The 24,104-nt window shown below is 53.3% G+C and carries 20 protein-coding genes; 4 read left to right on the top strand and 16 right to left on the bottom strand.

Features of this window, described 5'->3' with window-relative positions; all coding sequences use genetic code 11:
• Positions 1 to 33 precede the first annotated feature (33 nt).
• The 3 genes from I8J30_RS14915 to I8J30_RS14905 are packed head-to-tail and all read right to left on the bottom strand — an operon-like array spanning position 34 to position 3,232.
• Positions 34 to 786: a glucosamine-6-phosphate deaminase gene (locus I8J30_RS14915; RefSeq protein ID WP_210658934.1), complete on the bottom strand. Its 753-nt coding sequence runs from the start codon at positions 784 to 786 to the stop codon at positions 34 to 36.
• Complete coding sequence (locus I8J30_RS14910; RefSeq protein ID WP_210658933.1) at positions 776 to 2,020, bottom strand: Gfo/Idh/MocA family protein; 1,245 nt, start codon at positions 2,018 to 2,020, stop codon at positions 776 to 778. The genes I8J30_RS14915 and I8J30_RS14910 overlap by 11 nt, the downstream gene beginning before the upstream one ends.
• 45 nt (positions 2,021 to 2,065) lie before the next feature.
• Positions 2,066 to 3,232, bottom strand: coding sequence for a GNAT family N-acetyltransferase (locus tag I8J30_RS14905; RefSeq protein ID WP_210658930.1), 1,167 nt, complete (start codon positions 3,230 to 3,232; stop codon positions 2,066 to 2,068).
• A 208-nt stretch (positions 3,233 to 3,440) separates the two neighbouring features.
• Between I8J30_RS14905 and I8J30_RS14900 the strand changes: the two genes are divergently transcribed.
• On the top strand, positions 3,441 to 5,702 hold the full coding sequence (locus I8J30_RS14900; RefSeq protein WP_210658928.1) for a helix-turn-helix domain-containing protein: 2,262 nt from the start codon (positions 3,441 to 3,443) through the stop codon (positions 5,700 to 5,702).
• Between the two features lie 18 nt (positions 5,703 to 5,720).
• On the opposite strand, the gene I8J30_RS14895 is transcribed toward I8J30_RS14900, so the two are convergent.
• From I8J30_RS14895 to I8J30_RS14870, 6 genes are all read right to left on the bottom strand, one after another.
• Entirely contained in the window at positions 5,721 to 6,677 is a 957-nt protein-coding gene (locus I8J30_RS14895) for a PLP-dependent cysteine synthase family protein (RefSeq protein ID WP_210658927.1), read from the bottom strand.
• Complete coding sequence (locus I8J30_RS14890; RefSeq protein ID WP_210658925.1) at positions 6,674 to 8,665, bottom strand: alpha/beta hydrolase family protein; 1,992 nt, start codon at positions 8,663 to 8,665, stop codon at positions 6,674 to 6,676. Before I8J30_RS14890 ends, I8J30_RS14895 begins: the two co-directional genes overlap by 4 nt.
• 83 nt (positions 8,666 to 8,748) lie before the next feature.
• Positions 8,749 to 10,392: an extracellular solute-binding protein gene (locus I8J30_RS14885; protein ID WP_210658923.1), complete on the bottom strand. Its 1,644-nt coding sequence runs from the start codon at positions 10,390 to 10,392 to the stop codon at positions 8,749 to 8,751.
• Positions 10,393 to 10,459: 67 nt separating this feature from the next.
• Positions 10,460 to 11,347 carry a carbohydrate ABC transporter permease gene (locus I8J30_RS14880; protein ID WP_210658921.1) on the bottom strand — a complete coding sequence of 296 codons (888 nt, stop codon included), beginning with the start codon at positions 11,345 to 11,347 and terminating at the stop codon, positions 10,460 to 10,462.
• Between the two features lie 23 nt (positions 11,348 to 11,370).
• Positions 11,371 to 12,333, bottom strand: a complete 963-nt coding sequence (locus tag I8J30_RS14875; RefSeq protein ID WP_210658918.1) for an ABC transporter permease — start codon at positions 12,331 to 12,333, stop codon at positions 11,371 to 11,373.
• A gap of 35 nt (positions 12,334 to 12,368) precedes the next feature.
• The gene (locus I8J30_RS14870) at positions 12,369 to 13,172 is read right to left on the bottom strand and encodes a sugar phosphate isomerase/epimerase family protein (RefSeq protein ID WP_210658916.1); all 804 of its coding nucleotides are present in this window, start codon (positions 13,170 to 13,172) and stop codon (positions 12,369 to 12,371) included.
• 258 nt (positions 13,173 to 13,430) lie between these two features.
• On the opposite strand from I8J30_RS14870, the gene I8J30_RS14865 reads away from it, so the two are divergent.
• The 3 genes from I8J30_RS14865 to I8J30_RS14855 are packed head-to-tail and all read left to right on the top strand — an operon-like array spanning position 13,431 to position 17,158.
• Positions 13,431 to 15,197: a DUF4091 domain-containing protein gene (locus I8J30_RS14865; protein ID WP_210658914.1), complete on the top strand. Its 1,767-nt coding sequence runs from the start codon at positions 13,431 to 13,433 to the stop codon at positions 15,195 to 15,197.
• 60 nt (positions 15,198 to 15,257) lie between these two features.
• Complete coding sequence (locus I8J30_RS14860) at positions 15,258 to 16,205, top strand: carbohydrate kinase family protein (RefSeq protein WP_240548081.1); 948 nt, start codon at positions 15,258 to 15,260, stop codon at positions 16,203 to 16,205.
• The gene (locus I8J30_RS14855; protein WP_210658910.1) at positions 16,178 to 17,158 is read left to right on the top strand and encodes a 1-phosphofructokinase family hexose kinase; all 981 of its coding nucleotides are present in this window, start codon (positions 16,178 to 16,180) and stop codon (positions 17,156 to 17,158) included. Before I8J30_RS14860 ends, I8J30_RS14855 begins: the two co-directional genes overlap by 28 nt.
• Positions 17,159 to 17,605: 447 nt before the next feature.
• Here I8J30_RS14855 and I8J30_RS14850 read toward each other — a convergent pair whose 3' ends face one another.
• The 7 genes from I8J30_RS14850 to I8J30_RS14820 form a co-directional block, all read right to left on the bottom strand.
• A complete protein-coding gene (locus tag I8J30_RS14850; protein WP_210658908.1) occupies positions 17,606 to 17,902 on the bottom strand; it encodes a hypothetical protein in 297 nt (98 codons plus the stop codon).
• Between the two features lie 117 nt (positions 17,903 to 18,019).
• Complete coding sequence (locus I8J30_RS14845) at positions 18,020 to 19,030, bottom strand: zinc-dependent alcohol dehydrogenase (RefSeq protein ID WP_210658906.1); 1,011 nt, start codon at positions 19,028 to 19,030, stop codon at positions 18,020 to 18,022.
• A complete protein-coding gene (locus tag I8J30_RS14840; RefSeq protein ID WP_210658904.1) occupies positions 19,027 to 20,070 on the bottom strand; it encodes an ROK family protein in 1,044 nt (347 codons plus the stop codon). The genes I8J30_RS14845 and I8J30_RS14840 overlap by 4 nt, the downstream gene beginning before the upstream one ends.
• Complete coding sequence (gene nagA / locus I8J30_RS14835) at positions 20,063 to 21,238, bottom strand: N-acetylglucosamine-6-phosphate deacetylase (protein WP_210658903.1); 1,176 nt, start codon at positions 21,236 to 21,238, stop codon at positions 20,063 to 20,065. Before nagA ends, I8J30_RS14840 begins: the two co-directional genes overlap by 8 nt.
• 45 nt (positions 21,239 to 21,283) lie before the next feature.
• A complete protein-coding gene (locus I8J30_RS14830; RefSeq protein WP_210658901.1) occupies positions 21,284 to 22,081 on the bottom strand; it encodes a creatininase family protein in 798 nt (265 codons plus the stop codon).
• 18 nt (positions 22,082 to 22,099) lie between these two features.
• Positions 22,100 to 22,936: a sugar phosphate isomerase/epimerase family protein gene (locus I8J30_RS14825; RefSeq protein WP_240548080.1), complete on the bottom strand. Its 837-nt coding sequence runs from the start codon at positions 22,934 to 22,936 to the stop codon at positions 22,100 to 22,102.
• Positions 22,937 to 24,100, bottom strand: coding sequence for a dihydrodipicolinate synthase family protein (locus I8J30_RS14820; protein WP_210659270.1), 1,164 nt, complete (start codon positions 24,098 to 24,100; stop codon positions 22,937 to 22,939).
• Positions 24,101 to 24,104: the final 4 nt, after the last annotated feature.

Below are 24,104 nucleotides of genomic sequence, written 5' to 3'. Positions count from 1 at the left end.
CAACACCTCCTCGCTGATCCGAGTCGTATCGGATCACTCGTTTACGGCCGAGTCGGACCGAACAGCTTGTGCGGCCGATTGCTGATCCAAGTAAAGCGTCCAATTCGGATGCGAACGCAGCATCGTTGCCGGGACGAGCGGTGTAATATCGGACTCGAGCGTTCGTTTGATGGCATCCGCCTTAACCGCATGCGGAACGCAGGAGAGAATGACTTTGCTCTTCATAATTTGGCGAACGCTCATTGTGATTGCTTGCGCCGGCACGTCCGCTAAGCTGGCGAACCAGCCTTCCCCGACTTGCTGGCGTTTACAGGCATCATCCAGTTCGACCACTAGGTAAGGCTCTTCCGTCTCAAAATCAGCCGGTGGATCATTGAACGCGATATGCGCATTTTCGCCGATTCCAATCATGGCAAGGTCGATCGGAGCTCTCAGGATGGCTTCGTTCAACCGCGCAATGGTCTGATGGACGTCACCTCTGCCGTCAACGAGATGATAGGCGGCTAAATTCACGTGACTGATGAACCGTTCCTTCAGGTACGCTTGAAAACTGGCGGCATGCGCCGCATCGATACCTGCATATTCGTCCAGATGGAACATTTCAACCTTGCTCCATTCTACCGGTTGCTTGACGAATGCTTGGAGAAACTCGAATTGCGACGAGCCCGTAGAAAGCAGCAGTCTCGCTCTGCCCTGGCGTTCGATCACTTCTTGCAAAATCCGTGCGGCATGTTCGGCTGCTTCCTCTCCCAGTTGCTGTGCATGCTCCATTACTTTAATGTTCATGCTGCTCCTCCTCTGGCATTTCTTCGAATAATTCCGCGATTCGTACCGCCTTGCCTTCTCTGATTGAGCGATTGGCGGCGAATCCGATCGCGCAAGACATTGCGCCGTCCCAGCTATTCGCCTGTCTGGGATCATTTGGATCTGAGCCTCTCATAAGCGCTCGCAACAAGCGCCCATCTCCACCGCCATGATCACCGGATTCCACTTGAAGCGGCATGTCGATGATCTTCTGTTCACGGTTGAACAACCGGATGCGCTGAACGGGTGTACCGGCATAAGGACCAATCGCTCCGTCGTAATATTCCGCTTCCAGCCGCCCATTCGTCCCCGTCAACACCATCCGGAAACCTTCATAAGGCGCATATGCCGTGAGGGAGTAACTCATCATCGCTCCTCCGGCATACCCGACATTGACACTGAGCGTATCCTCGATGTCGATCTCATCCGCGAAAACACATTGATCACGGTAATAGCGGTCTTCTTGTTCGCATGCCAAGTAAAGCGCTCTATAGTTGCCTTGATTCAAATCGATGTAAAATTCACAGGTGCCGGCAAACGAACAGTCCGAGCATCTGGTGCCCCGTTCTTCGCGCGTTGGACCGTAGAATCGGGTAGCGCCGAACGCATGAACGGATGCAGGTTCATCCTCGAGCAGCCAGTTCGCGATATCGAAGTGATGCGTCGATTTATGGACGAGCAGCCCGCCGGAATTCGCTTTCTTCCTATGCCATCTGCGAAAATAATCAGCGCCGTGTTTCGTATCCAGAAACCATTCGAAATGCACCTGCGTCACTGTGCCAAGCGAATTTTCCCGGGAAATGTCTTTGAGCCGATTCATGAACGGCATGTAACGCAAGTTGAAGGTAACCGTGACTTTCTTGCCCGTTTGCCGCTCGGTATGGAGGATTTGATTGCATTTGTCTTCATCAATGGTGAGCGGCTTCTCTGTGATGACGTCGCAGCCGGCGCGTAGTGCCTGCAGGATATAGACGTGATGCGTGCTGTCGATGGAAGTGACGATGACCACATCCGGCTTGGCTTCGGCCAATAGGGCGTCGAAGCTCGTGTACACGGGAAACTGTCCTCCGGTCCGCGTTCGCAGCAGCTCGGATCGTTTCACGTTCGCGTCATATACGCCGACGATTGTCGCCACATCGCCATAATCCCGCGCAATCGGAACCGCGAACATATAGGTGCCTCTGTTGCCTGCCCCTACGAGAGCATAGCTTCTCACGAGATGATGCGCCTCCTTTGCTTGGCTATTAGTGCTGCTGCGCAACTAGAAAAAGTCCGTCATATACGCGACTCGGCCGGGAATGACACGCTCCCATTTTGCAATGTCGGATGGACTGCCGCTTAGGCGACCGTTCATGCTTAGCTGGGCCGGTCTCTGGCAGCCGATCAGCATGGTTGAGAGCGTTTGGATGTCGCAGGTGACGCCATCCGAGCTGCTATATTCAAGATGAACAGCCTCTGCGCGGCCGCTGTCGCTCACCGTTAGCTCCCACACGCCGCGATTCCACTCGGCGTGTTCGTCTGTGATGCGCACGATTAACTTTTCGGACTCGCCAGCGAAACGATATTGCCTGACGAACGCTTCAACGTCGACGATGCGAATCATAAAGTTAGCGACCGTCTCCTGCTGGAGCTTGGGTTCTGCCATTGCGAACAGGAAAGGATCATCTTTAGGCGCGGTGAACTTGAGCCGGGTTACGATCGAATCATGATTGCCAATAAACTGCCATAGTCCGTTCCTAGCGGAATGATCAAGATGCACGAGTTCATGGATGTTCATGAAACGATCTTTAATGTCATAAAGCATATAACCGGCCGGTACGCCGCCGGTATCGTAATAGACGGCCAAACTACCCAGCTTACGATTGAACACATGCTGCCGCCACCAATTCTCATCACGGCGCAGCATGCCGTTATAGGCTGAGCGGGCATATTGATCGTAGACTTGATCGGCGGTGTTCCAGTCTTCCGCTGTCAATCGTTTAACCACGCCGGCTGAGGAAGCAAACTTAGGAACGACTGCCATATCGAGCGTGTTCACGATCTGAGTGGAGAAGTATTCCCAGCCGTATTTCCGATAGAACGAATAGGAGAATGGATTCAGCATCGAAACCGTCTGTCCGTTAGCCCGCATCATCTCTAAACTGCGGACGAGCAATTTGCTGACCATCCCCTGCCTGCGCATTTCCGGATAAGAGGCAACATGGGCAATTCCGCCCATCGCCAGCGCTTCTCCCTGCACGTAAATCGTGAGCGGAAGCACCGCAAGCTGCGCAGCTAATTGCTCCTCTGCAAAATATCCGAGAAAGTGCTCCATGTTCAATTTAGCCAGTCGCACTTGTACATCGGATTCCGAGAATCGGACGGCAAAAGCTGCCTGCGTAAGCGAAAGTGACTGGCCTGCTTCATCTTGCCTGATGGTCCTAATCATGCTGCTCCCCCTTTGCCCTCTCCTGACCAAACTATAGCGAAACGATTCGCTGATCGAAACGAGCAGTATTTGTTATCATTCATTTTATTACCAATACCTAAAAATTCAGTGAAGTTATGAAAATAAGACCATTGTTCAAAACGCTTTCTTTCTTTAGTATTAAGTAAACAAGCTTGAAAACAGACCATGACGGGAGAGGGGTGTTTTCATGAAAATGATTGCCAGTCTGCTGAGGTTCCCCTACACACGCATAAAGTCCCCATCTCTGTTCTTCTGGCTGCTAGTCAGCTATATGACGATTGTCGTCCTGCTCGTATCGTTCATCTTATACTCCGTCGTGTTCTACAGAGGTACGATTAAGGAAGAAGTCATCGCCTACAATAATGTGAACCTGAATAACACCATGGAGAACTACGAGGCGAAAATCCAACTGATCGAGAACGCCGTGCTCTCCTTCTCACTCAATGAACATATCGCTGCGCTCGACAAGCCAAACTTCGATTATGCGGCAGGCAGCAAGCTGATCGACGAGATCCAAAAATACCTCGCAACAAACCAATCGCTTTTCCTGGAAAACATGATTGTCTATTTCAAGAAAAGCAATGTAGCCATTGAGAAAACGCGCGGCGCAGATGCGGATGTCATGTTCAAACGCTATTATGTGAGCAAGACCTACGGCTACGAATTCTGGCAGCAGCAATTTGATAACCTCTACGTGAAACGTATATTGCCAAACGCCGTCTTCTCGGAGCTTGCGTTCACTTCCAAACGAGTCAGTGAACGCAAGCTCATTCCGATCATCATGAAGAACCAGACCACCCCCTCGGTTTATATCATCGCTTTAATCGACGCACAGAAAATGTACAAAGCATTTCATCAATCCATTACAGACGATTTCTACATCTTGGATGACGAACAGCGCTCCTTCTTCGCTACCGTCAATAGTCAACAAAGCCATTTTCCCGTATTGGAAGGCAGCCACGGCTATGTCAAGCTGGACACGAATTATTACTTTTACAAAAAAGGCGAGCTAACCGGACTCACCTACGTCAACGTTATTCCGGATGACAGCATCGTATCGCAAATGAAATGGAATATTACGTTCGTTATTCTGCTCGTGCTCTCCGTCTTATTCAGCATGCTGGTTTCGTTCCTGTTCAGCGTGCGATTTAACCGTCCGGTCAAGCAGCTTGTGCAATCCATACAGCAGCTAACGACCGGATTCCCTTGGCAGAAGCACAGCGGGATCAAGGAATTCGCCTTTATTCAGGAGCGAGTCCGACATCTGCTCGATTCGAACTTTGACATCAGCCAAAACTTGGAGGAGAAGAACTCCCTGCTGCGCCACTATGCGTACATCAATCAACTGAAGAATATCCGGAACAACGCCGGCTTTCTGAAAGATCTCATCAAGAGCAATCATCCTTACCGCGTCGTGCTGTTTAAGCTGACTTTCCGTCCGCAGCTGCTGGAGGAAATTGATGATGACGAGGAACGAGCAACCTTATTTATCCGTGCCTATATCGATAAGATCTTAACGGAACGTTACCCCGATTCCCTCACGCTCCAACTGGAAAGCGATCAGCTGCTAGCGGTCATCTACTCCGACCATGCCGAGCATAAACTCGCCGAAACGCTCGATGGATTTCGGATCGTGCTCGATCTGGACCGCGCTTACTGCTTCTCCACGATGGCCGTAAGTAAACGGTATGAGCACCCTGACGAGTTTAATCTCTCTTTTGAACAGACCAAATCCTTGATCCAGCATCGTAAATTCAATGATTATAACCAAGTGCTGTGGGCGGAGACGGAGTCAAAGCTGGTGAACTATTTTCTAATGCCCGCTCAAGAGGAAGAGATCAATGCAAGCTTGAACAATGGCAACGAATCTCAGCTTGTTCAATTTATGAAACGCGAAATTGCCGGTCTGCGGAAGAAAGAAGCGACGGAGCATGAAGTGAAAGCATTCATAAACATAGTGGTGGACAGAACGAAACGGGCTTACATCGTCAATCATCTGGATGCGGAGCTGCTCCAAACCCTGCAATCGCGTTTGCAGCACAGCCATACATTCGAAGAATTGGAGCACTTGTTTGAGGAGTGGCTGCCGTCAATCACCAATCTGATCAAAAGCAAGAAGGAGAAGAAAGACCATATTACCAGTTTTGTATTCGACTATTTGGAGAATCATTATGCGCATGATATAACACTGGATATGATGGCGGATAAACTCAATATCACGAGAAGCTACCTCTCCACCTATTTCAAGGAGAAAACAGGCACTTATTTCGTGGATTACGTCAATTTGATTCGGGTGAGCCGGGCGAAAGAGCTGTTGTCCCGTTCGGATGTCAAGATCCAGGACGCCGCCGCCCGGGTCGGCTATCAGAATATAAATTCGTTTAACCGGATGTTCAAGAAGTTTACCGGCGTCACGCCAAGCGAGTTTCGTAAAGTGGAACGTGTTTGATTGGGCCGTGACAGCGCCTCATGCAAACAAATCCGTGCTCAAGTATTTAAGGCCGGAATCGTTAATTGTAAGTACGATGCGAGCTCCGCGTTCTCTCTCTTGCAATAGCTGCAAGGCTGCGGCGATGTTCGCGCCGGAGGAGAAACCGGCGAAGATCCCTTCCTTCTTGGCCAGTTCTCTGGCAGCGGCAATCGCATCGGCGTCTGTAACGGTCAAGTAATCGGTTATTCGTTCGCGATCCAGCAAAGGCAGGTGCATGCTATATCCGCCGCCTTGGATGCGGTGATTAGAGTTCATCATCGCTCCTCCTGCTAGGTACGGTGCTTGATCGGGTTCAACAAGATAACATCGGATCGAAGGCTTATATTGCTTGAGTGCTTTCGCACAGCCCGCGAATGTACCGCCGCTCCCGGCGAAATCGACGAACACATCGATTTCGCCGTTTGTTTGTTCCCACATTTCAACAGCGGTATGGAATTCGTGGGCATGCGTATTTCCCAGCCGTTCAAATTGATCGGCTCGAAAAGCATCTCTCTCGAGCACGATTCTTCGCGCTTCCGCCTCTACGAGAGCTAAGCTTTCTCCCGACACTTGCCCCGGGGCAGAGCCCGGAGCCTGATCCACTAATACAACCTCCGCGCCGAGCGCCATCATCATGCGGGCACGTTCGTAGGAATTCCCTCGTGACATGACCGCGATAAACGGATACCCCTTCACCGCGCAGACGATCGCAAGCCCGGTGCCGGTGTTGCCGCTCGTCAGCTCGACGACGGTCTGCCCAGGCTGCAGGCTGCCGTCCCGCTCGGCTTCCTCGATGATTTGCAGCGCGATCCGGTCCTTCTTGCTGAAGCCGGGGTTCAAATACTCCAGCTTCGCATAGATCGTCCCTTCGAAGCCGGCCGTCAGCCGCGATAGATGAACCATCGGCGTATTGCCGATCGCTTGATGAACGCCGCTCAACAGTTGACCTCTCATTGCTTCGTTATCCCTCCATGGAGTGGATTTTTCATCGGGTCCTGCCAGCTCCGGGCGACTATGAAGTCCTCCTCCTGCTCCAGCACTTGCAGCAGATCGGGGATATCGAATGCGAGCAGCAGCCCCGGAACGATGATGCCGGATTCGTACCGGTGCGACTCCGCTTCCGCAAACGCCCGGAAGCTTTCCAGCAAGCCTGCCGCATGCAGTCCATGGCAATCGCCGCTCAGCACGGCAGCATAAAGGGCCGTGAGCGCATGCTCTTCTTGCCCATACAGCGTAATCTCCGCCCGTTCATAGCCAGGCGTTCGCTTCAGGCCGCTAATCGCGGCAAGTACATCCGCGACCCTCATCCCTTGGAGCGATCGGCCCAGCATTCTGGCATTATAGCCGCTCGCTTTCTCCGGCTCGAACATGCCGAAGGTGCATGCGGGCTCCATCGCTGCAGGTCCCGTGCCCCGCGGATGGATCGCAAACGCCGCATCGTATCCGGCCTCGCGGGCTTGCTCGAGTCCCTGCCCGCTGATGCCGCCTACAGCGAGGCAAACGCGAGCCGGCTTCAGTCGATCCGTGAAGAGATGCACGCTTCCTGTAACCGGCATGCCTTCTTCGGACTCGAATGCAACCGCCCCAGTCTCGTCGATGACTAACGGCTCGCATTTCACCGCGCTGTCAACCGGCAGCTGCAGCAGCTCTCTCAGCTGCTCGCGAACCTCCGGCAGCTGCAGCTGCCGCTCAATAGGAAGCTGATGCAGGCGCTCCTTGATAATGCTCAGCATTGTTCCGCCGAATGAGGCTCCGCCTGAAGCTTCGCCGGCTGCCAAGCACAACAAATCCGCTTCCGCAGGGAGCCGCTCGTAATCGATCCCTTTCTCGGTCACGAAGTCGACTTCAAAGACGCGGCAGAAGAATCGGAGCACCTGCTCCCGCATATCATGCCAGAATCCGTGGCCCTTCATCGTGACGTGCAGCTCCAACTGCTCCTCCGCTTCGAGCAGCCGATACAGCTTCTTCGATTCAATGAACGCATCGCGCACGCCGTCGATCGGGAAGAAATCGAACATGGCGGCGCCGATCAAGTACGGCTTCGGCGCCGCAGCCGTCACGAGATCGCTATGGTCGAGTCCGCGCGCCATAAAGCCGGGCAAGCATTGCTCCGCATCCTGCGCCATGATCCGGTACAGCAGCGAGCGCAGCTCCGTAATGTAGCAGCAAGGCGCAACCGCCTTGATTCGGTCGTCGTAAGCGCCCATATATGCGGACATCGTGCCGCCGCCGGAATTGCCGGTTACGCCGATGCGTTCCGCATCCACTTCCGGCCTTGATAGCAAGTACGTCAACGCGGCGATATTGTCGCGCATCATATGCGCTCCGAGATGCTCGCCGAGCAAGCTAAGCTTCTCATCCAGGAAGCAATGGGCGGCGACCGCGTCCATCCACTTCCCGCCGTCGCTCCCTTCCGCTTGCGGCACGCGCCTCTCCCCCTGCCCGATCGGGTCGAACGTCAATACGCAGAAGCCGTTCATGACCGCTTCGACGCAGAACGAAACATAAGAGCCGTACGCTTTCCCTTCGTTGGCATGGCCGTTAAACAGCAGCAGCGCAGGCAGCGGACCGCTTCTCTGCTTCGGATAATAGAAGCTTCCGGTTGCGAAGAGCCCCGGAACCGTTTCAAAACAGACCTTGTCAATGCTGTAACTGCCTTGATCCAGCGATCCCGTTACCGTTGCGCTTGCGGCAGCTTGAGGCAGCGGACCGACGGACGCGCGAATAGCTTCCCGGACCTGATGCCGATAAGTCGATGCCGCTTCTCTGTCATTCACTTGTTTAAGCGCGTTCTTTCGTTTGACCAAATAATCCGCGTTTAATCGGTCCAGATATCGCCGGAACGGATGGCCGTGAAACCGCTCGATATTCGGATAATCGTCGATATAGGACAGCTCTCGCCTGCGATTCGCCTGTTCTTCCTGCAATGAGTATGTACGCATAGCCAGCTCCTTTCGCCTTTCGATTGTCGCCACCCTACGATAAAGAGGGAGAGAGTCTCCTCTCTCCCTCGCATTGGGAAATCTTATTTCCACTCGCCCGCGATACCGTTCTCGTCAAGCAGACGATTGACATCGTCGATGATTTCCTTGCCGCCCGAGTTCAAATATTCTTGCACCATTTTATCCCAGTCGTTGATCGATTCCTGGCCGACGATCATCTTGGTCGTATGTTCGGCCACGACTTGATCCAGTTCGGATACTTTCGCGTACAGCAAGTCGGAGTGAATGCGGTTGACCGGGTCCAAATACGTTTTCTTCGTCTTCAGCATATCGACCGCCGACTGCACGAACCCTTTCGTGAACGGATCCTGCAGCACCATCGCCGGCTGCGTATCTTCATCCGTCGGTGCCCAGTAACGGATACCCAAATACGTCGAAGGCATTTCGCTGAACGCGCCGTCGATACCGAGGGCTACGCCGTTCTCCATATTATAGCCTTTGCCTACGCCGCCGTACTGCCAGTCATACTCCGGATTTTGATCGTTGCGCTGATCAACCGGAATGAACGTCATGAAGTAATTGATCATTTCAAGAATACGGTCGATTTTCTCCGGATCGTCCGCCAGCTTCGCGTTCAAGCTGTGCAGCTCGTAATAGCCCGGCAAGCCCATGAACCCTTGTTGGCCGTCTTCCTGCACAAACGGAGGAATGATCGCAAGCTCCGCTGTCGGGTTCGTTTCTTTCAACGTTTTGAAGCGCGTTTCGGAAATATCGTAAGGCTGCTCGTAGAAGATGCCGACTTTGCCGGCGAAGAAATCTTTACGGACGTCAGCCGACTTCGTAACGGCCCAGTCCTTGCTGATCGCGCCTTCTTTATACAGATCGTTCAGGAGCGTAACTTGCTTCTTGAAGCCTTCGGAGATATTGCCCGGAATCAGCTGGCCATTCTCGTTCTTGTTATACCAGCCGCTGTCCCACGCCGCGCCCATCCATGCGCCGTAAACGATGGACTTGGCGAGGCCCAGGCCGAGCGTATCGTTCTTGCCGTTCTTGTCCGGATCGTCCTTCGCGAAAGCGATGGCCACTTTCTTCAGTTCATCATAGGTGGTCGGCATCGACAGTCCGAGATTGTTCAGCCAATCTTGGCGGATGATCGGCTTCTTGCCGTATTTGGAAGGGAAGTAATTCGGAATCGCGTAAATCTTGCCGTCGACCGTCACGGCATCCCAAACGTTCTTGGGAATGTTCTTGATCGCATCGTATTTGTCGATATAATCGTTCAGCGGAAGGAACGCGCCTTGCTTCGACCATTTCACGAAGTTGGCATCCACGCCTTCCATGCCGATAATATCGGGCAGGTCGCCGGCCGCCATGACGACCGGCAGCTTGTTCGCATATTCGTCATACGGCACGAATTGCGATTTCAGATCGATGCTGAACTTCTCGTTGATCATCTTGGCGCCGTTGCCGTTCGGGTCAGGAAGCGGGCTGGCCCATGTGCCTTGAATGGTGCTGATCTCGAAATTTTTCTTTTCTTCGGCAGCAGGCTGCTGGTTCGTCGATGCCGGCTCGTTCTCGGTTGCCGTCGTAGCCGGCGTATTGCTGGAATCGGTCTGTTCAGCGGTGTTAGCAGGTTTGTTCGTATTGTCGTTCGAGCCGCCGCATCCGGTTAGCCCGGTCATGATACTTACGGCTGCCAACAGCGTCACGAGCTTTTTCGTTTTCATGTCTAGCCCCTCCCTAGTATCCCTCTTAATGGTATGCCGAATCTGGACGCAATTACAATCCTGCTTTTTAACCTTTTACCGAGCCCAGCATCACCCCCTTGGCAAAATGCTTTTGCAGAAACGGATACACGATCAGAATCGGTACCGTCGCCAAAATGATCGCGGCCATGCCGATCGTCTCCGGCGGCGGCAAGTGCGCGGATCTCGCGGCTTCGCGAGCGGCGCTCGCAAGGGTGTTGGCCGCGTCGTCGAGTATGACGATTTGCCTCAAGATGACCTGCACGGTCCATTTGGACGGATCGTTCAAATACAAGATGGCCGTGAAGTAGGTGTTCCATTGACCGACCGCGTAGAATAAACCGAAGGCGGCGAGCGCCGGTTTGGACAGCGGCAGAATGATGCGCGTATAGATTTGCCAATCGTTCGCGCCGTCGATGACGGCGGCTTCGTTCAGCTCCTCCGGAATGCTCAAGAAGAATTGGCGCATGACGATCAAGTTAAAGGAGCTGATCGCGTCCGGGATGATAAGCGACCAGTAGGAATCGATGAGCCCCGTCGCTTTGACGATCAAATACGTGGGGATCATGCCTGCGCCGAAGATGAAGGTGAACAGGACAAGGAACAGATAGAACCGTTGTCCCCACAGCCTTCTGGTCAACGCGAAAGCCATCGTGGACGTGAGGACCAGGCTCACGATCGAACCGACGATCGTAATGTACACCGTTACGCCGATCGACCGGATAAATTCTTTGGAGTCGAAGATGAAGCGGTACGCATCGAGCACCCAATGTTTCGGGAACAGCAGAAGCTCCGTATTCATGAACTCCTCATAGGAAGAGAACGAAACCGCGGTAATGTAATAGAACGGAAATACCATCACTAACGACAGCGCCACCAGCAGCAATAAATTGATGCCATCGGTTATGCGATCCGACAACGTTCGCTTGATCGGCATGGCTCGCCAGCTCCTCCCTTAGATTAAAATACGCCGTCTTCGCCGAACTTCTTGGCAATTTTATTGGCCGCCAGAATAAGCACCAGGCCGATAAGCCCTTTAAACAATCCGACCGCCGTACCGAAGCTGAAATCCGACTGCTGGATGCCTTTGAAGTATACGAACGTATCCAGCACGTTTCCGACGTCCATCGTAAACGGATTCAGCATGAGGAAGATTTGCGTAAATCCTGAATCCAGCACGCTGCCTAGCCGCAGAATCAACAGTATGATGATCGTGCCTCGAATGGCCGGGAGCGTGATATGCCACAGCTGACGCCACCTGCTCGCGCCATCCACGATCGCCGCTTCGTATAGGGTCGGATTTACGCCGGCTAACGCAGCCAGGAAAATAATCGTGCCCCAGCCCGCTTCCTTCCAGATGACCTCGAGCACGATGAGCGGCATAAACCATCCCGGCTGCTGCAGAAACGGAATCGCCTCCATGCCGAAGGCCATGTTCAACCCCTTGTTGACGATGCCTTCCGTCTTCAGGAAAATCGTCACGATGCCCACGACGACGACCCAAGACAGGAAGTGAGGCAAATAGACGACGGATTGAATGATCCGCTTCACCCTTTGGTTCTTAACCTCGTTCAGCATCAAAGCGAGCACGATCGGCACCGGGAATGCAAAGGCGATTTGCAGAAAAGAAAGCCAGAGCGTGTTCCACAGCACCCGGATCACTTCCGCATCCTCGAAGATGCGTTTAAAATGCTTCAGCCCTACCCATTCGCTTTCGATAAAGCCTTTAAACGGGCTGTAATCCTCGAAGGCGATAATGTTGCCCAGCATTGGGACATACCGGAACCAGATGAAGTACAACAGCCCCGGCAGCAAGAGAAGAAATCCGTAGCGCTCTCGGAATAGACGGGAGGCAAGCGACTTGGCCGGCGCCTTTTTGCTCTTGATTACGGTTTTGCTGGCTTCCACGGATGTTGTTGCCATGCTGCTTCTCCTCCCTGCTTCGATTTCGATCGTATCTATTGTTTGATATAACGGATGAATTGCGGGAACGCGATTTCCGGCTCTTCGATCTCCGGCACCCATCGTTTCTCCCACTCGAAGGACAGCCAGCCCTCGTACCCTTTCTCAGCAAGCAGCCGGACGCATTCGCGGATCGGTACGTCGCCTTCGCCGGCGAGCGTAATTTGACTGTGCATGTCCGAGCCTTTCGTATCTTTGATATGCGTATGCTTGATGTAGCGTCCCAACCGTTCATAGGTGACGTCAAGCGGTTCCCCGTTTTCGTACTTATAGGGATTGTTAATGTCCCAGAGCACGCCGAGCGCGCTGCTGTCTACTTGATCGATCACTGCCAGCAAGGTGAGAGAATTAGAGAAATCCCCGTGCGTCTCCATTAATACGTAGACTCCCTTGCCTTCCGCATGGCGGCAAACCGCCTGCCAGCCTTTGGCAACCTGCGCAATCGTTTCTTCGCGGGCATCTTTGTCCGGGATCGCATCCCCGAATACCCGAATGTAGGGCACGCCTAGCTTGACCGCCAAATCCACTGCTGCTTTCCCTTCTTCAATGGAAGCTTCGAGCTTCGCCGGATCGTGAAAGACGCAGGACGTATCCAGGCAAATGATTTCCAGGCCGTGTTCTTTTAGTTGGTTCATGGACCGCTCGATATTTGCCGGCAGAAACGGCGTACATTTATGAAGCGTCATTTCCGTTTCGATGCCGCGGACTTCAATGCCGTCGAACCCAAGCTCGGATGCTTCTTTCAAAATTTTCTCCCAGCTCCAAGTCGGACAGCCCAGCGTGGAAAATGCCAATTTCATCGACTAGCCTCCCATTTGTTTCGCCATCGTTTCGCTTTCGCTGATTCCAATGTAACGGATGTCGGATACCTATGAAAATTGCTGCTTTTTTCACTAGTTCATTTATTTTGTGCTGCCCATTAATTTCGTGAAGAACTGAAAAAAGCGACTAGTAAAGATACGGTAAATTCGTGAACCATGCGAAATTCCTACAGTTTCCCTTTGCCATTCGAAGGCGCACAATTAGGATAGCGCTAATATAGAAGGAGTTGATCTGATATGTTGCTATCGGTGTGGGCCGTGAATGATGGCGAGAAGGTGTTGAAGGAAGATTTGGAGAATCCGAATAAAACCGGAAACAGCGTATGGGATGGCAGCACGATTCGGTTGTTCGGGGCAAGGAACGAGACGGTCGCGTTCCAGGTTATCGTCGAAGCAGGCAGAGAAGAGGTTACCGGCCTCTACGTGGAGATGTCCGAGCTTGTTCATGCGGAGTTCGGGGAATGCCGGATAGAAAATGCCGCTACGCTCGATGAAGATCCCTCCAATTACGTTGGCCGGCGTATCGAAGTGTTCACGCAGCATTATTTATACGTCTCCCCCGATCTCGGAACGGCGCCTCAATGGTTCTATGCGGAGTCCGCTCCACCGCTTCATCGCTCCGGCTGGATTCCGGATGCGCTTATTCCCGCAGATGCCAAGCCGCGGCTTGGCGGTCAACCCGTGCACATATCGCCCCGCTGCAACCAAGGCTTCTGGATCGATGTGTATGTTCCGCGCGAGGCTTCGTTGAAGCCGGGGATCTATCGAGGCGCGGTGACCGTACGGCGCGGCGAAGAGCTGGTCGCGAAGCTGCCGGTCGAGCTGCAGCTCTATGATTTTGCGCTGCCGGACGAGAATCATTCGGTCACCTTTGTGTATGCGAATGAAATGGATGAATATTTTCCGGATACGCCCGATATTCGGGATCGGCTTCGCAGAATGGCGCATCGCCACCGGTTCGATTTGGTTGGCTCGGATGTGCACAACAATCCTTTTGACGCTGAGGCGCTGGAGCAATATGCGCCTTACCTCGATGGATCGTTCTTTACCAGAGAGAACGGTTACGAAGGCCCGGGCGAGCATGTAGGCGAAGGCGTATTTCCAATCGGGATGTACGGAGGTAAAGTGCTCGGAAGCGAACCGGCGGAGATTCAGCGCGAAGCGGACAAGTGGGTGGATTATTTTGAAAGTATGCATTGGCCCGGTGTTTACTTCTGCTATTTGATTGATGAGCCGCTCCCGGCAAAGTACGAATGGATTAATGCGCAAGCAGCTATCATCCATGCCTCGGAAGGTTCCGGAAGCAAACTTCCACTCTTAACGACACGCAAGTTCACGCCAGAAATCAAGGGCGCCATCGACATTTGGTGCGCACATACAGTGGATCCGATTTCCGTTCAAAAGTGTGCAGAAACCGGTGATAGATTATGGTTCTACAATGGCTATCGTCCCTATCACGGGTCGATCATTCTGGAATCTGAGGCAGTCGATATGCGCGTGAATGCTTGGCTGCGCTGGCGATACGGCATTGAAGGGTATTTCATCTGGCATGGCACGCACTGGCGTCACAACCATCAAGGTCCTCGCGGTCGCTGGAATCAGAATGTGTTTCAATATCCGGTTACGTTCATGTATGTAGCCAAAGATGAAGCCGCCTATTACGGCGAGGATGGTGTCCATTTCGGCAATGGAGACGGCCTATTATTCTATCCCGGTCGCGATCCCTTCTTCCGCGAGCAGGACCGAGGAATCAACGGCCCGATCAGCTCGATTCGGATGAAGAATCTCCGCCGCGGCATCCAGGATTATGAATATTTATGGCTTGCTTCGATGGGCGGCAGCCGTGCAGAGGCGGATGCTATCGCCAAAGATGCCGTTCCGACCGGGATGCATGAAACGATTGCAGATGGGCAGGCTTCATGGTCGTCAATCGGGAGCGACTGGGACAGCTACCGGAGGAGCGTGGCAGAGCTGATCGTGTCCTCGGCCGTTGAGGTGAAATGAACTGGGAATGTGTAAAAAGAGAGGAAACTGCTTTGTACCTAATTGAAACGGGGGATGTGCATGTCATCTAACGCGGGGAAAGTCGTTGTCATTGGTGAGTTGAATGTGGATTTGATCTTCGCCGATTCAGATATTCGGCCTGAGCCGAATCGCGAGAAGCTGATTCGGGATTTTCGCCTTGCGTTAGGCTCGTCTTCCGCTATAACAGCGGCCGGCTTGGCTGGATTAGGCGTGGACGTTTCTTTTGTTTCCATTGTCGGCGAGGACGAGTTCGGCCGATTCTGCGTGAAGGAATTAGCGCGGCTTGGCGTTGATGTTACGCATGTCGTAATGGACGGCAACGTGCGCACCGGAGTTACGCTTTCTCTATCCGATGGCAGAGATCGCTCCCTTCTCACTTATATGGGGGCAATAGGTGCTGTATCGCCTGAGATGATACCGAATGAGCTTTTTTGCGGAGCTGCGCATGTCCATTTTGGCTCGTATTTCCTGCAAAATCAGATGAGGCTTCATTGGACAGAAATGTTTAAGCAGGCTAAGTCGTATGGCCTCACGACTTCCTTCGATTCCGGATGGGATCCGACTGAGAACTGGGATCGTGAACGGGTACGATCACTGCTTGCTTTGACGGATTGGTTCATCCCCAGCGATGAGGAAGCGATGCGGATATTTGAAGTGGATACGGTCGAAGGATTGCCGGCCTGCTTACCGGAAGTTCGTGGTGCAGTCGTGGTGAAATGCGGAAGCAAAGGCGCTCTGGCCGTATACCCGGACGGGCTGGTCGAGTTTGCTCCTTCCTTCTCCGTGAATCCGGTGGATACAACAGGTGCCGGCGACTCGTTCAATGCCGGGTTTATTACGGCCAAACTCGAAGGCAAAACCGATTCCGGAGCACTCACGTTTGCTAATGCTTGCGGGGCACTATCCACACTTGCGATTGGCGGAGCCGGTACGGTTTCTCGAGAGGGATTGTTGAAGCTGTGGCCGAAAGGATTGCAGCCGATATGACGGAAGGGTTAAATGGACTTCCGATTGTGTGTGCCTCCTTGAATACAGCAATCGATAAACAATTGGTCCTCCCTGCTGTGCATCTTGGAGTGGTAAATCGGATCTCGAGTGTGGATGCAACGGCCGGAGGAAAAGGGTTGAATGTCGCGCGAGCGGCGAAATCGCTCGGTGCGCCGGTAATGGCGACCGGATTTGCCGGAGGAAGCAACGGCTCGTGGATCAGGAACAAATTGCAGGAGATCGGCCTTGAGCATCAGATGATTATAATCGAGCAAGAGTCGCGCATCTGCTTGAATATCATCGATGAAGGCGGTCGCCGTACGACCGAGTTGTTAGAACCCGGGCCTGTTATATCGCTTGAGGAGAAAGAGCAATTTATTGCGCTATGGCGAAGCTTATGTGTGCCCGGCCGATGGCTGACGCTATCCGGCAGTTTGCCGCGCGGGCTGGGAGATCCCTTCTACGCGCAGCTAATTACAGAAGCCAAGCTGGCTGGCGCGAATGTTGTGCTGGACACGAGCGGCAAAGCGTTGGGGCTTGGCGTACAAAGCGGTCCTCATACGGTAAAGCCAAACGAGGATGAATTTCGCCAGTGGTGCGGCTCCGATCCGCGCGATTATGAGGCCGTTCGCCTAGCGGCAGTTCGGCTCGGCGAGTACGGCGTTCAAACCTTGATTGTTTCTCTTGGCGCTGATGGTTGCCTAGCCGCTACACCGGACGGCCAGCTGTGGCTGGCGATCCCTCCGACCATCCAACCCGTGAACACGGTCGGGTGCGGCGATTCCTTTGTCGCCGGCTGGACCGTCGCATGCTCACGCGGCATGGCCATATCGGCCGCACTGCAGTTCGCCGTCGCCGTCGGCACCGCTAACGCAATGACTCCCGGCACCGGGCAAGTGAATATAGCGGATGTAGCGATTCTGGTTCCGCGAGTGACGGTTACGAGGCTATAATTTGAGTGCGCAGACCACTGCACCAACACACTGAAGCTAGTTTTGTAGAAAGAGTTGCTCCCAGAGCAACTCTTTCTACTTTTCTATCACTTTTGAAGCTAAAGTGTGGCTCCTGGAGCTACACTTCCTATGAATCCACCACTTTTCGACGCATGTGTGGCTCCTAGAGCTACACTTCCTACGAATCCACCACTTTTCGACGCATGAGATGCTCCTAGGGCTACACTTCCTACGCATCCACCACTATTCGACGCATGAGTTGCTCCTAGAGCTACACTTCCTACGCATCCACCACTATTCGACGCATGAGTTGCTCCTAGGGCTACACTTCCTACGCATCCACCACTATTCATGTGTGGCTCCTAGGGCTACACTTCCTATGAATCCTACCACTTTTGGTAGATGTGTTCTCCTAGAGCCACACATCTACTAGAAATCTACTCTTGCTCAAATGTAACTCCCTAGGTATGCTTCTTTCGCGATTTCCACCGATTTCCCGCCAATGTAGACTCCTAGGTGAGCTACTTTTGCGATTTTCACCGGTTTCCCCCCAATGTAGATCCCTAGGTATGCTTCTTTCGCGATTTCCACCGATTTCCCGCCAATGTAGACTCCTGGGTGAGCTACTTTTGCGATTTTCACCGGTTTCCCCCCAATGTAGATCCCTAGGTATGCTTCTTTCGCGATTTCCACCGATTTCCCGCCAATGTAGACTCCTGGGTGAGCTACTTTTGCGATTTCCACCGGTTTCCCGCCAATGTAGATGCCTAGGTGAGCTTCCGATGTATCTGTCACCGCATTTCGAGTAACAAAAAGGCCGCTTCCAATAAAGGAAGCGGGCCTTTTCGCACCGATATATACTCAGTCACGCCAGTCCAATAGGACCCCGAGCGCGACTTCCTTGTTATTCAACAACAGTTCATACCCCTGTTTAGCTTGCGTACTCGGCAGCATATGCGTGATGAACGGTTCAACTGCCAGCTCACCGCATTCGATAAGCTGCAGTAACTCTCGATAGAGCGCGCCTGACGACGGAAGCCCGTCGATATCTTTCACAGAGGCATGAGCGCCGATCAAGCTGACGCCTTTGCGGTGAATATGATCGTACACGTTCACGGTCACTAACCCGCGTGTCGATCCCAGCACTATCACCTGTCCGTGCACTCTGCACAGCTCAAGCGCGGTATTCACGAGTGCCGGAACCCCTGTTGCCTCGACAACGATATCCGGGTCTTTGCCGCCTGTAATCTGATGAATGGCTTCCAACATCCCCGTCCCCGATTGCACGACATGCTCCAAATTCGTCAGTCGGGCTAACTCCAGCCGTTCAGCTACCACATCGACCCCGATGGGGATAGCTCCTTGTCTCGCATACAGCTGCGCCGCTAAATTCCCGACCAGCCCCATGCCAAGCACGACTACATAATCCCCTTCTCTAACCCGCGACTGCAGAACGGATGTCATTGAAATTTCGGCAATTCTGGCGAACAGCGACAGCTGTGGATCTGCTCCGTCTGAGATCTTCACGATCTCCTCGTCGGATGCCCCAAACACACCATAACTCGCATGATGCCCTGCTGTAAAAACACGATCCCCCACCGCAAAATCAGTCCCGGCGCCAGCTGCGACCACTTCCCCAACAGCAGCATATCCCGGATAAAACGGGAATTTCGCGAAGCGATTCCGCGGGTTATCGATGTCAATGTGAGTGCCCGTATACAGCGCAAGCTCTGTACCCGGGCTGATTAAGCTAAACGTAGTCTTGACCACTACTTGATCATCGGACACAGCATTAAGATCAAGATTCCCCGCTTCATATGCAAGCGCAAATGGCCCCGGAAATACCAGCTTCGCAACTTTCACCTGAGTCATGTTTCACAGTCATTCCTTTCCCCTTGACGATACTGCCCCGCAAATGTCACGGCACCGATTAAACCGGCGGAATCGCCTAATTTCGCTTTCAGAATCGCAGGTTTCTTCGCATTGACATATCGTGCATGGATTTTGTCTCGGATCGGACCGAGCAGCAGTTCACCGGCTTCCGCAACGCCGCCCCCAATAATGATGGCATCCGGATTCAGCAAACAGACGGCGGTCAACAATTTGGAGCCAAGCACCTCACCCACGTAGCGAAAAATCCCCTGCGCAACAGCGTCACCGGCCACAGCCGCAGAATAGACATCGAATGCGGTAGGAGCTCGGTCCAGTGACTGCAAAAAGGTGCTCATTCCGCCCCCACGTTCAACAGCTTCGCGAGCCAATCGAGTAATTCCGGTCGCAGAGACAATGCTTTCCACACATCCCTGCTGACCGCAGATGCAGCGGCCAACCGCCCCTTCCACAGGATCATGTGCAATTTCCCCGGCAAAATAATCTCCACCGACAATGATACGTCCTTCGGCAAAGATTGCCGCCGCAATGCCTGTACCTACGGTCACGCAAAGCACATTCCGATAGCCTTGACCGGAACCTGCGATGACTTCGCCAAGCGCATAAATTCTCACGTCGTTGTCGATTCGCACCGGAATGCCCAATCTGCTGCTCATCTGCTCTGCGAACGGAACATTGAGCCAGCCTAAGTTCGATGCCGCTTCTGCCCTTCCGCGAACAGGATCAACAATGCCGGGAACGCCCATGCCGCAAAGAGCCAAACCATCTGAACAATCCGCTTCCCGAGCCAGTGCGATGATTTCGGCGGTAAGCGACTCGAAGAATGTCTCAGGATAATCAGTCGTTTTCGGCAAATGAGGCAGCAGCGTAGGGATCGACTTCTTCTTCAGCAAGTGCAGCGAATGATCGAAAATGCCAATTACAGTGTTAGTACCGCCAATATCTACGCCCACATAAGCTTGCTTCAAAGCGATAGCTCCCGCTTCCGGCGCCGTTGCTGATGCTGCGGCTGAATCAGCCATCCGTCTCCCTCCGATAGACCGACTTCCCGCGAACAAATGTTGCCACGACCTCGAGGTTCTGATCCAGCAGGAGGAAATCCGCATCTTTTCCCGGCACAAGAGACCCCTTACTTGCAGCTACACCTGCTTGACGCGCGGGTACCATAGTCATGGACGGCAATAGTTTCTCTAGCGGATACCCCGTAAACCGGATCGCATTGCGCAATGCTTGAATCATCGTCAGCGAGCTTCCGGCCAAACTGGAACCATCCTTCAAATAGATCTGTCCGTCTTGCATCGTCACTTCACCATAATCGCCATCCGCAAGACCGGCACAGGTTACCGCGTCCGTAATCATGCAGACCTGATCCGGCCCTTTCGTATCGAACAATAGCTTCACTACCGCAGGATGAACATGAATGCCATCGCAAATCAGTTCTGTCGTCAGCTCCTCCAGCATGAGTCCCGCCCCGGCCAAGCCAGGCTCGCGATGATGAAGCGGGCTCATCCCATTAAAGTGATGGGTGGTATGATTCAACCCACAACCGACAGCTTCGCATACCTGATCGTAGGTGGCATTCGAATGTCCAGCCGACACGGTAATCCCAAGTCTCACCAGCTGTCTCACCGCTTCTAGTCCTCCGCGCACTTCCGGTGCAAGAGTCACCAATCTAATTTGCCGATCAGCCACTTCTATAAGCTTCTCAATTTCCAACCCGTCAGGCTTACGGATATCTGTTTTACTCTGTGCTCCTCGCCTCAGCTCATCGATATAAGGCCCTTCCAGATGAATCCCAATCAGCTCTGCCCCCGAGACGCCTTCGCGAACAGCTGCCGCGATATGACACAATGCGTATTCAATTCGCTCAAGCGGAGCTGTGGTCGTCGTTGCCAGGAAGGAGGTCGTCCCGTTCGCCGCATGGAATCTGCTGATTCCGTCCAAATGCCCGTATTCCCCCGACATCGCGCTGAAGCCATTGCCGCCATGTATATGTACATCTATAAAGCCGGGTATGAGAAGCAAGCCGCTGACATCCTTCAGCAGCACCTCGGAATCCACGCTGAGCTCCGCCTCGCCGACTATTTCGGCTATTTTGCCATGTTCATCTACAAGTACCTTTCCTTGCTCCACGATGCCACTAGGTGTATAAACGGAGGCGCCGACATAACATACGAATTGCGCTGCCATCGCTTCATCCCCTTTACTTAATCAACTGGGACATGTATTCATTCCTCAGATTGTGCCAAGCAGTCGTTGATGTCGCTCCGTTGCAAACTTGACCAAACCAGCGACCTGCAGGTTAAATCGAAGCTCCCCTTCTTCCGCTGTAGCATCCGAATACGGCATCGAACCGCCAATGCCAAGATGCTCCCGCGCATGCCCCGCATTCGCTTCCATGTTGACTCTGTCCTTGTTCAAATGCAGCATCATGCTCGTTTCAATGCCTGCCGCATGATCACTGGCACGTCGCGGATCATCCGCTTCCATGAGCAAATAATCCATTGTAAAACAGACCGGCTCGAAACCATCCGGTGATTTGCAATGGTAGCACACCTCATCGAGCACATTTTGCTGAATGGAGGGATTATGACCGGATACGAGCACGACGAGCTTAAAGCCGCGATTCAAGTAGTTCCTGCAAGCGTTAAGGAGCAGCGCAGCGAACAGAGCCGTATCAATGGCATAAAAGGAACCCGGAAGCTGGTAGCCTGCAGTCGCATCCATCCCATAGCCGATTCCAAATCCTGCATCCCAATAAGCATCCGCTGCAAAATGAATCGCAGGCATCACGACGCCGCCCGCCTGCTTCGCCGCCTCCAAACATAAATGCTCGGCTTTGAGCGAATCCACGCCAAGCGGATTATGTCTCCCATGCCACTCCAATGTACCGAGGGGCTGAAATGCAACAGGGAACTGCTCTTGTATAGACAGCAGCTCCCCCGGGCGCAAGTAGATCGCCCTGACTTCATCAGGGATCGGTTCATAAGGAATTTCGTTATGCACTTTATCTGCCTCATAATAGGTTCTCATGTTCAATACCTCCGCCCCTTACGCATGTTCCAAGTAACGATGCTTCATTAAAGCAAGCGACTCATCGCCATCTAGCTCCCAGATCGCCTTGTTGAAAATCTCCACCTCGATCGGCCCGTTATAACCCGCTGCTTCAACGGCCTTGCGAATGCGCCGCAGATCGATAACCCCATCTCCCATCATGCCCCGCCCCATAAGCAGGTCAGGCGTCGGCACGATCCAATCGGACACATGATAGCCGACGATTCTACCGGCTGCTCTGGCAATCTGTTCATATAATGCCGGATCCCACCACACATGAAACACATCGACTACGACGCCGACTTGATTCGGTCTGTACCGCTCGGCGATTTCGTTCGCTTGCGATAGCAAATTAATTACGGAACGTTCAGCCGCATACATCGGATGAAGCGGTTCAATGCCAAGCGTGATCCCATGCGACTCCGCATAAGGCACCAGCTCGGCGATCCCTTCTTCCACCATAAGTCTCGCAGCAGCGATGTCTTTATCCGGTGCCGGACCGCAAACAAGAACAAGAATATCCGCTCCGAGCTCAGCCGCTTCTTCGACCGCACGACGGTTATCATCCATCCGCTGCCGGCGTTCTTCAGCGGTAGCTGCCGGAAACATGCCGCCTCGGCATATGCTGGATACTTGAAGTCCGGAATCACGAATCAAGCGCTTGGCTTCTATTAATCCGGTTTGAGCCAGTTTATGCCTCCACAGCGCAATCCACGGAATGTCAGCACGTACGCATGCCTCCACAGCTTCCGGCAAAGACAATCGATCCGTCGTGATTTGATTCAAGCTAAGCCGGTTGAAGGTATTCAATTGTTCCAAACCGATCACTCCCATCTACTCTATACCTGCCAGTGCAAGAACTCGCTTCATGCGATGTACAGCCAGCTCCGGCTGTGCCAGCAGTCCCGCTTGATCGGCAAGCGTAAACAACTCTGCCAGATGAAGGATTGACCTTGCACCTTCCGCGCCGCCCAGCATTCGGAAGTGGGACTGATGTCCGTTCAGATAGGCCATATACACAATGCCTGTCTTATACGCATAGGTCGGACGCCGGAAAATATGCCTGGACAACGGAACCGTCGGATCGAACAAAGCGCGATACTGCGCCGCATCCCCTTGATCGAGCGCATGAATCGCAGCCGCGGCGACCGGCGCGATCGCATCGAATATGCCGAGCAAAGCATGGCTGTAACCCTGCTCATCGCCGAGAATCAGATCGGGATAATTGAAATCATCCCCCGTGTACATGCGAACACCGTTTGGCAGCTTCCGCCTCATCTGCACTTCCTTATCCGCATCGAGCAGCGATATCTTGATGCCATCTACCTTATCCTGATGAGCATGAATGATACGAAGACACACGTCCATCGCGGCATCGACATTGCGCTCGCCCCAATACCCGGCCAGCGCCGGATCAAACATGTCGCCTAGCCAGTGCAGAATAACCGGACGGGATGCTTGCCGCAGAATCGTGCCGTATACCCGTTCATAGTCCTCGGGCGACTTCGCCGCTGCAGCCAGTGCGCGGCTTGCCATCAGAATGACTTGCCCGCCTCGGCTTTCGATATATTCGCATTGCTCTTCGTAGGCGCGGATGACCTCATCGATCGTAACTTGCGGTCCCGGCAGGAGCTGGTCCGTTCCGGCTCCGCAAGCGATTTTGCCCTGAACCGAGTTCGCTTCCTTCAAGGAGAGACCAATCAACTCTTTGGCGCGGACCCAATCCAGCCCCATCCCCCGCTGGGCCGTGTCCATCGCTTCCGCTACTCCAAGGCCCAGCGTCCATAGATGATGCCGATACGCCATCGTGGTCTGCCAATCGATCGCCGCGCCAAGCAGCGGCTCTGCTTCAGCGAAAGGGTCACAGACGACATGCACGGCGGAGAAGGCAATTCTTCCTTGCAAAGGGACGGAAGGTGAGGCAATCGGCGCTGTTCCCGCAAGCTTGTATTCATATAATCCGCCGCCTGTACGCGGTAACATTAAGCTATTTCCCATCATC

Origin of the sequence: Paenibacillus lignilyticus (assembly GCF_017942085.1) — a bacterium.
Classification (GTDB): domain Bacteria; phylum Bacillota; class Bacilli; order Paenibacillales; family Paenibacillaceae; genus Paenibacillus_Z; species Paenibacillus_Z lignilyticus.
This window is presented reverse-complemented; position numbering and strand designations above follow the sequence as displayed.

What these genes read in the sequence shown, in the direction of transcription:
- I8J30_RS14915 (WP_210658934.1), bottom strand. Translation starts at nt 786, where the DNA reads ATGAACATTAAAGTAATGGAGCATGCACAGCAACTGGGAGAGGAAGCA.
- I8J30_RS14905 (WP_210658930.1), bottom strand. Translation starts at nt 3,232, where the DNA reads ATGATTAGGACCATCAGGCAAGATGAAGCAGGCCAGTCACTTTCGCTT.
- I8J30_RS14900 (WP_210658928.1), top strand. Translation starts at nt 3,441, where the DNA reads ATGAAAATGATTGCCAGTCTGCTGAGGTTCCCCTACACACGCATAAAG.
- I8J30_RS14895 (WP_210658927.1), bottom strand. Translation starts at nt 6,677, where the DNA reads ATGAGAGGTCAACTGTTGAGCGGCGTTCATCAAGCGATCGGCAATACG.
- I8J30_RS14890 (WP_210658925.1), bottom strand. Translation starts at nt 8,665, where the DNA reads ATGCGTACATACTCATTGCAGGAAGAACAGGCGAATCGCAGGCGAGAG.
- I8J30_RS14885 (WP_210658923.1), bottom strand. Translation starts at nt 10,392, where the DNA reads ATGAAAACGAAAAAGCTCGTGACGCTGTTGGCAGCCGTAAGTATCATG.
- I8J30_RS14880 (WP_210658921.1), bottom strand. Translation starts at nt 11,347, where the DNA reads ATGCCGATCAAGCGAACGTTGTCGGATCGCATAACCGATGGCATCAAT.
- I8J30_RS14875 (WP_210658918.1), bottom strand. Translation starts at nt 12,333, where the DNA reads ATGGCAACAACATCCGTGGAAGCCAGCAAAACCGTAATCAAGAGCAAA.
- I8J30_RS14870 (WP_210658916.1), bottom strand. Translation starts at nt 13,172, where the DNA reads ATGAAATTGGCATTTTCCACGCTGGGCTGTCCGACTTGGAGCTGGGAG.
- I8J30_RS14865 (WP_210658914.1), top strand. Translation starts at nt 13,431, where the DNA reads ATGTTGCTATCGGTGTGGGCCGTGAATGATGGCGAGAAGGTGTTGAAG.
- I8J30_RS14860 (WP_240548081.1), top strand. Translation starts at nt 15,258, where the DNA reads ATGTCATCTAACGCGGGGAAAGTCGTTGTCATTGGTGAGTTGAATGTG.
- I8J30_RS14845 (WP_210658906.1), bottom strand. Translation starts at nt 19,030, where the DNA reads ATGACTCAGGTGAAAGTTGCGAAGCTGGTATTTCCGGGGCCATTTGCG.
- I8J30_RS14840 (WP_210658904.1), bottom strand. Translation starts at nt 20,070, where the DNA reads ATGGCTGATTCAGCCGCAGCATCAGCAACGGCGCCGGAAGCGGGAGCT.
- nagA (WP_210658903.1), bottom strand. Translation starts at nt 21,238, where the DNA reads ATGGCAGCGCAATTCGTATGTTATGTCGGCGCCTCCGTTTATACACCT.
- I8J30_RS14830 (WP_210658901.1), bottom strand. Translation starts at nt 22,081, where the DNA reads ATGAGAACCTATTATGAGGCAGATAAAGTGCATAACGAAATTCCTTAT.
- I8J30_RS14825 (WP_240548080.1), bottom strand. Translation starts at nt 22,936, where the DNA reads ATGGGAGTGATCGGTTTGGAACAATTGAATACCTTCAACCGGCTTAGC.
- I8J30_RS14820 (WP_210659270.1), bottom strand. Translation starts at nt 24,100, where the DNA reads ATGGGAAATAGCTTAATGTTACCGCGTACAGGCGGCGGATTATATGAA.